Origin of the sequence: Amycolatopsis kentuckyensis, from assembly GCF_002155975.1 — a bacterium.
GTDB lineage: Bacteria > Actinomycetota > Actinomycetes > Mycobacteriales > Pseudonocardiaceae > Amycolatopsis > Amycolatopsis kentuckyensis.
The window spans coordinates 1-7,192 of the sequence record NZ_MUMI01000366.1; the positions used below are offsets into that span (position 1 = coordinate 1).

At 69.5% G+C, this 7,192-nt stretch carries 6 protein-coding genes and 1 riboswitch; of the genes, 5 read left to right on the top strand and 1 reads right to left on the bottom strand.

Going from position 1 to position 7,192, the window contains the following annotated elements; all coding sequences use genetic code 11:
• Positions 1 to 121: 121 nt before the first annotated feature.
• Entirely contained in the window at positions 122 to 709 is a 588-nt protein-coding gene (locus CCN39_RS31465) for a PadR family transcriptional regulator (protein WP_086848168.1), read from the bottom strand.
• 53 nt (positions 710 to 762) lie between these two features.
• Here CCN39_RS31465 and metG point away from each other — a divergent pair, with 53 nt between their 5' ends.
• The 5 genes from metG to CCN39_RS31490 all read left to right on the top strand — a co-directional run.
• Positions 763 to 2,559, top strand: a complete 1,797-nt coding sequence (metG, locus tag CCN39_RS31470; RefSeq protein WP_167455238.1) for a methionine--tRNA ligase — start codon at positions 763 to 765, stop codon at positions 2,557 to 2,559.
• Between the two features lie 10 nt (positions 2,560 to 2,569).
• Positions 2,570 to 3,406: a TatD family hydrolase gene (locus CCN39_RS31475; RefSeq protein WP_086848172.1), complete on the top strand. Its 837-nt coding sequence runs from the start codon at positions 2,570 to 2,572 to the stop codon at positions 3,404 to 3,406.
• A gap of 289 nt (positions 3,407 to 3,695) precedes the next feature.
• Complete coding sequence (locus CCN39_RS31480) at positions 3,696 to 5,120, top strand: resuscitation-promoting factor (protein ID WP_086848174.1); 1,425 nt, start codon at positions 3,696 to 3,698, stop codon at positions 5,118 to 5,120.
• A 140-nt stretch (positions 5,121 to 5,260) separates the two neighbouring features.
• The gene (rsmA, locus tag CCN39_RS31485; protein ID WP_086848176.1) at positions 5,261 to 6,142 is read left to right on the top strand and encodes a 16S rRNA (adenine(1518)-N(6)/adenine(1519)-N(6))-dimethyltransferase RsmA; all 882 of its coding nucleotides are present in this window, start codon (positions 5,261 to 5,263) and stop codon (positions 6,140 to 6,142) included.
• An 81-nt stretch (positions 6,143 to 6,223) separates the two neighbouring features.
• Positions 6,224 to 6,314, top strand: a riboswitch (SAM riboswitch).
• Between the two features lie 209 nt (positions 6,315 to 6,523).
• The coding region (locus tag CCN39_RS31490; protein WP_086848178.1) for an ATP-binding cassette domain-containing protein at positions 6,524 to 7,192 on the top strand (669 nt) is incomplete at its 3' end.

A 7,192-nucleotide genomic window follows, 5' to 3' on the forward strand; every position in this document is an offset into this window, starting at 1 on the left:
GCGGCGGAACCGCCGCTCGAGACCGCGTGCCGTGATCATGGAGAACCCCTCTCGCTGTAGTCAAACTTGACTAGTTGAGTTCGACACCTTGCCTGATGCATCGTTCGCTAGTCAAATTTGATTACGCGGGCGGATCGCCGAACGCCCGGCCGGAGTCGCCGGCCATCTCGTATTCGCCGGCCGCCAGCCGGGCGATCAGCGACCGCGTCCACTCCAGGCTGGCGGTCGCCTGCGCCGACCACAGCCGGAACAGCTCGGCGACGTGCTCGGCCTTTTCCCAGTGCGCGGTGTCCTTGATCATCAGGGTCGCGCTGCGCTCCTCGGACTCGAGGATGACGAGCCGGTGTTCGAGCAGGCTGATCGCGCGCTGCCGGGGCAGGGCGGTCAGGAACGAGACGCCGGCGGCCACCTCGGCCGCGGCGGCGGTGGGTTCGGACAGCGCCTTCGCCAGCAGCAGGTGGAACTCCCGGTCGCCATCCTCGGTGACCCGATAAGCGGTCCGGTCCGGACCGCCCTCGCCCGGCTCGACGTCCACCTGCTCCAGCAGGTCCTCGGCCGTCATCTTCTTCAGCGCGTGGTAGATCGACCCGGGCTGGACGCTGGCCCACTTGTCCGCCGACCAGGTCAGCAGCTCGCGCCGCACCTGGTAGCCGTGCGCGCGGCCGTACATGCGCACCACCCCGAGCACGAGCAACCGTGTCGCCGACAACCGGGGCCTCCCTCTCGAAAACGCGCGTGACGCCCTCCGTAGGCTAATAAGGTATGAGCACCCCTGTGTTGACCGCGGTGGCCTGGCCCTACGCCAACGGCCCCCGCCACATCGGCCACGTGTCCGGATTCGGCGTCCCGTCCGACGTCTTCTCCCGCTACCAGCGAATGGCCGGCAACCGGGTGCTCATGGTCTCCGGCACCGACGAACACGGCACCCCGATCACCGTCCAGGCGGACAAAGAGGACTCGACCCCGCAGCTGACGGCGGACAAGTACACCCGCCAGATCGGCACCGACCTGCAGGGCCTCGGCCTCTCCTACGACCTGTTCACCCGGACCACGACCGGCAACCACGCCGAGGTGACGCAGCAGATCTTCCTGGCGCTGCACCGCAACGGCTACGTCGTGCCGAAGACCACGCGCGGGGCGATCAGCCCGTCCACCGGCCGCACGCTGCCCGACCGCTACGTCGAGGGCACCTGCCCGATCTGCGGGTACGACGGCGCGCGCGGCGACCAGTGCGACAACTGCGGCAACCAGCTCGACGCCGCCGAGCTGATCAACCCGAAGTCGCGGATCAACGGCGAGACGCCGAAGTTCGTCGAGACCGAGCACTACTTCCTCGACCTGCCGGCGTTCACCAAGACCCTCGGCGACTGGCTGGGCACCAAGACCGACTGGCGCCCCAACGTCCTCAACTTCACCAAGAACCTGATCGACGACATGCGGCCGCGGCCGATCACCCGCGACCTCGACTGGGGCGTCAAGATCCCCCTCGACGGCTGGCGCGACCAGCCGCTGAAGCGGTTCTACGTCTGGTTCGACGCGGTGATCGGGTACTTCTCGGCCAGCGTCGAGTGGGCCCGGCGCTCCGGCAACCCGGACGCGTGGCAGGAGTGGTGGAACAACGCCGACGCCCGGTCGTACTACTTCATGGGCAAGGACAACATCACCTTCCACGCCCAGATCTGGCCGGCGCTGCTGTTCGGGCACAACGGCGAGGGCGACAAGGGCGGCGAGCCCGGCAAGTACGGCCGGCTGCACCTGCCGGACGAGATCGTCTCCAGCGAGTTCCTCACCATGAGCGGCTCGAAGTTCTCGACCTCGCGCGGGCGCGTGATCTACGTCGAGGACTTCCTGCGCGACTTCGGCCCGGACACGCTGCGGTACTTCATCTCGGTCGCCGGCCCGGAGACCCAGGACACCGACTTCACCTGGGACGAGTTCGTCCGCCGGACCAACTTCGAGCTGGCCAACGAGTGGGGCAACCTGGTCAACCGGTCCATCTCGATGGCGCACAAGAACGTCGGCGCCATCCCGCGCCCGGAGGCCCCGACGGCGGCCGACGAAGAACTGAAGACGTTGTCCCGCAAGGCGTTCGACACCGCGGGCGCGCACCTGGCCCGGTCCCGGTTCAAGCTGGCCGCCGGCGAGGCGATGAAGGTCGTCACCGCGGCCAACAAGTACCTCTCCGACCAGGAGCCGTGGAAGCTCAAGGACGACCCGGCGCGGCGCGACACGGTGCTGCACACCGCGCTGCAGGTCGTCTCCGACGCCAACACGCTGCTGACGCCGTTCCTGCCGCACTCGGCCCAGAAGGTGCACGAGGCGCTCGGCGGCACCGGCGTCTGGGCCGCCCAGCCGGAGCTCAAGGAGGTCGACGACCTCGACATCGACGGCCGGGTCAACCCGATCCTGACCGGTGACTACGCGGCCGAGCAGGCGAAGTGGGAGTCCAAGCCGATCGAGGTCGGCAAGCCCCTGCAGAAGCCGTCACCGCTGTTCACGAAGCTCGACCCGGCGCTGGGTGAAACCGGCCCGGAGTGGGCGCCGATCATCAAGGAGTAAGAGGTAGTGCATGGGTGAACAGAAGCGCGAGCTGCCGCCTGTCCCGGACAGGCTCCCGGTGTCGGTGGTGGACGCGCACACCCATCTCGACGCGTGCGGCGCGGTCACCGCGGCCGATGTCACGGCCATGGTCGACCGCGCCGAGCGCGCCGGCGTCGCCCGCGTCGTCACGGTCGCGGACGACCTCGCCTCGGCCCGCTGGGCCGTCGAGGCGGCGGGCTGGGACCGGCGGGTGTTCGCCGCGGTCGCGATCCACCCGACGCGGACCAAGGAGTTCGGCGAGGCCGAGCGGGCCGAGGTCGAGCGACTGGCGGCCGACGGCCGCGTGGTCGCCGTCGGCGAGACCGGCCTCGACTACTACTGGGACTACTCGCCGCACGACGCCCAGCAGGAGGCGTTCCGTTGGCACATCGACCTCGCGAAGCGGCTCGGCAAGCCGCTGATGATCCACGACCGCGAGGCCCACGACGACGTGTTGCGCATCCTGGCCGAAGAGGGTGCGCCGAATGCCGTAATCTTCCATTGTTTTTCCGGGGACGCGGAAATGGCCCGCAAGTGCGTCGACGCGGGGTATGTCCTTTCCTTCGCGGGCACCGTGACGTTCAAGAACGCCAAAGGCCTCCACGAGGCGGCCCGGCTCTGCCCGCCGGGGCAGTACCTCGTCGAGACCGACGCACCGTTTCTGACCCCCCACCCGTTCCGTGGGCGGCCGAACGAGCCGTTCGGCGCCGCCTACACCGTCCGTCACCTCGCGGCGCTCAGGGGCGAAGCTGTCCACGAAGTCGCCGAATCGGTCCGGACCACCGCCGAGCGGATCTACCGACTCCCCAGTGTCACAACGGGGTGAACGCATTGCGACATAAGGGGTCTGGCCTACGCCACCTGATGGAGTGACCCAGATCACGACACTCCGGGGGGTGTTTGCGCAACCCGCCGCGACCCGTTACTGTCCCGTGATCGTGCCGGTCGGTACTGCGGACTGCAGTTGCCGACTGTTACGCCCACAGTCACGTCAGTGCACGTCGGGGAAGCGGAACCAGGAGCGGTACGGCCTGGAACCGTGACGATGGCGCCGGCTGAGGGCCCAGACGTAAAGGTGCCGCCCCGAACGGCGCCTTGGGAAAGGGAACGACCCGGTGACAGGTAGCAGACAGGCTGGAGCGCGCTCCGCGGCCGTCCTCGAGCGCGGTTTCGAGGACACTGCGTACGGCCAGCTCGACTTCTCCGACGACCCGAACATCACGCAGCAGGACATCCTCGCCGCACTCGGCCCCGATGCCGACGCGATGATGGCCGAGATCGACGTCGACGTCGACGAACTGATCCGCCTCATCAACGCCGAGACGACCTACCTGCCGCCGATCGTCATCCCGGACGGCCTCGACGAGGACCGCACCGCTTCCCCCGAAGCGCGCCGTGCGGCTCTGGACGAGGGGCTCCGGCAGACGACCAAGGTCTGGAAGCGCCGCTTCCTCAAGGGTGCCGTCCTCAGCGTCATGATCAGCGTCGCCGGCGGCGGTGCGGCCGCGCTGGCGATGAACAAGAGCATCACCGTCGACGTCGACGGCCACCAGCAGACTGTGCACTCCTTCGGCGGCACCGTCGGCGAGGTGCTCGAGGACGCGGGCCTGTCGGTCGGCGAGCACGACTCGCTGTCCCCCTCCCCGCAGGCGGAGGTCGGCGACGGCGGCGTCATCAAGCTCGAGCGCGGCCGCCAGCTGAAGCTGGTCGTCGACGGCGTCGAGCGCACCTCCTGGGTCCGTGCGACCCACCTCGGCGACGCGCTGAACCAGCTCGGCATGGCCGAGATGGACAAGGCCGGCACCTGGATGTCGATGCCGAAGAGCGGCGAGCTGCCGCTGCAGGGCGCGACCGTCGAGATCAAGACGCTCAAGAACATCACCCTGTACGACGGCGGGAACGCGCCGAAGCAGGTCAAGACCACGGCCGTCACGACGCAGGAGTTCCTGGGCGAGTACAAGCTCACCCTGGGCCCGGAGGACCAGGCCGAGGGTGGCCTGGACGTCAAGCTGACCGACGGCGCCGAGGTGCACATCAGCCGCACCGGCGTTTCGACGGTCGTCCAGAAGGAGTCCATCGACCCGCCCGAGCAGCGCGTCGACGACCCGAACCTGGCCAAGGGCAAGACGCAGGTCGAGGACCCGGGCACGCCCGGCGAGAAGGAAGTGACCTACAAGGTCACGCAGAAGAACGGCAAAGAGATCGGCCGGGAGAGCATCTCCGAGAAGGTCATCACCCAGCCGAAGCCGAAGATCGTCCACGTCGGCAGCAAGGAAGCCCCGGCCCCGAACATCGGCGACGGCTCCGCGTGGGACCGCATCGCGCAGTGCGAGTCGGGCGGCAACTGGGCCATCAACACCGGCAACGGCTACTACGGCGGCCTCCAGTTCGACAAGCGCACGTGGGACGCCTACGGCGGCGACCAGTACGCGAACCTGCCGAGCCAGGCTTCGCGCGAGCAGCAGATCGCGGTCGCGGAGAAGGTCCGCGACGCCCGCGGCGGCTACAGCGCCTGGCCGGTCTGCGGCAAGAAGGCCTGACAGCAGCTCCGAACCGGCCCCCGTCCACCTCGGACGGGGGCCGTTTCGCGTGTCGACCCCCCAATCACGCGAGATCCGCCCCCAATCACGCGAGTTCCGCCTCGAATCACGCGAGTTCCGCCGTCAAGTAGGCTCGGCCGGTGGTTGAACTGCTGGGACCGGCCGAAATCCGCGGGCTGGCGGCCGAACTCGACGTGCGGCCGACCAAGAAGCTCGGGCAGAACTTCGTGCACGATCCCAACACCGTCCGGCGGATCGTCGAACTCGCCGGCGTCACACCCGACGACGTCGTCCTCGAGGTCGGGCCCGGGCTCGGGTCGCTGACGCTCGGGCTGCTCGCCACCGGGGCGCGCGTCGTCGCCGTCGAGATCGATCCCAAGCTCGCCGACCGGCTGCCGAAGACCGTCGCCGAACGCGGGCCCGAGGTCGCGGGGAACCTCACCGTCGTCGGGGCCGACGCCATGCGCGTCACCCGCGAGGAACTGGGCGAGCCGACCGCCCTCGTCGCCAACCTGCCCTACAACGTCGCCGTGCCGGTGGTGCTGCACCTGCTGGCCGAGGTGCCCTCCCTCCGGACCGGCCTCGTCATGGTGCAGACCGAGGTCGCCGACCGGATGGCCGCCGGCCCCGGCAGCCGGATCTACGGCGTCCCCAGCGTCAAGCTCGCCTGGTACGGCCCCGCACGCAAGGTCGCCGCCGTGCCACGCTCGGTGTTCTGGCCGGTGCCGAACGTCGATTCCGCGCTCGTCGCCTTCGAACGTGCCGACTCGACGGCGTCCGACGACCGGGACGTCCTCTTCGGCCTGGTGGACGCCGCTTTCTCACAACGCAGGAAGACGCTCCGGGCCGCGCTCGCGGGCTGGGCGGGCTCGGCCGAGCGCGCCGGCGAACTGCTGACAGCGGCCGGGATCGACCCCCGGACCCGTGGTGAGCAGCTGAACGTGCACGACTTCGCCCGGATCGCGGCCGTGCGTGCGCAATCCACAGTGGAAGCAGTGAAAAACGTCCGCCAGCGTCCGTGATCCCGCCATTCGGACACCGCCACTCGTGTGATCTGGGCCAACAGGCTTGCGTTCGCTCCTCGGGATCGGTTTTACTCAGTACGTCCATCCCGAGCGACTGAGAGACCTGGCTCGCCGAAGTCGCAGCAACCACCCTCCACAGGGCAGGTGCTACCGCCAGGACCGATGGAGGCCGTTTTCGATGAAGAGGGTAGCTCGCCCCCTGCTCCTGACCAGGCGTCGCGTAGTCGACGAAGGCCGCCGCTCCGTGACCGCATGTCGACGCTCCCACTGAGCTAGTCCGAGCCGGTCCACCTCTTCTTCACGCACCGTCCGAACAGGACGGAACTCGCTTGCGGCCGGGTGCCGCGCGCTGCGCGCACCCCGTTTTCTGGAGCCTTCGTGATCACCGTCGAAAACCTGTCCAAAACCTTTGCCACCAACGGAAACTCCGTCATCGCGCTGCGGGACGTGAGCGTCGACGTCCAGGCGGGCTCGCTGTTCGGCGTGGTCGGCCCCGCCGGATCGGGCAAGTCCGTCCTCGCTCGGTGCATCGCGCTCCAGGAGCGTCCCGACCGCGGTGTCGTCCGCCTCGACGGCCTCAACACCGGCACCCTCGACGGCCGTCGGCTCCGCGAAATCCGACGTCAGCTCGGGATCGTGTCCACGAAACCGGAGCTGATCGCCGAGCGCACCATCGCCGGCAACATCGCCTCCCCGCTCGAGCAGCTCGGCGTCGACGGCCCGCAGCGCCGCAGCCGGGTCGGCTCGCTGCTCGACCTCGTCGGCCTGACCCAGCGCGCCGCGCAGCGTCCCGGCGAGCTGTCCGCCGGGCAGCTCCGCCGGGTGGCGGTCGCGAAGGCGCTGGCGGCGGCCCCGGCCGTGCTGCTCGCCGACGACCCGACCGCCGGCGTCGACCCGGAGGAGGCCGGCGCGGTGCTCGCCGTCCTCGACCGGGCGCGCTCCGAGCTGGGCACCACGGTCGTCGTCACGACGCCGGACGCGGGCGTGGTCCGCCGGGTCTGCGACGACGTCGCGGTGCTGGAGGACGGCACGGTCGTCGAGCGCGGC

What these genes read in the sequence shown, in the direction of transcription:
- metG (WP_167455238.1), top strand. Translation starts at nt 763, where the DNA reads ATGAGCACCCCTGTGTTGACCGCGGTGGCCTGGCCCTACGCCAACGGC.
- CCN39_RS31475 (WP_086848172.1), top strand. Translation starts at nt 2,570, where the DNA reads ATGGGTGAACAGAAGCGCGAGCTGCCGCCTGTCCCGGACAGGCTCCCG.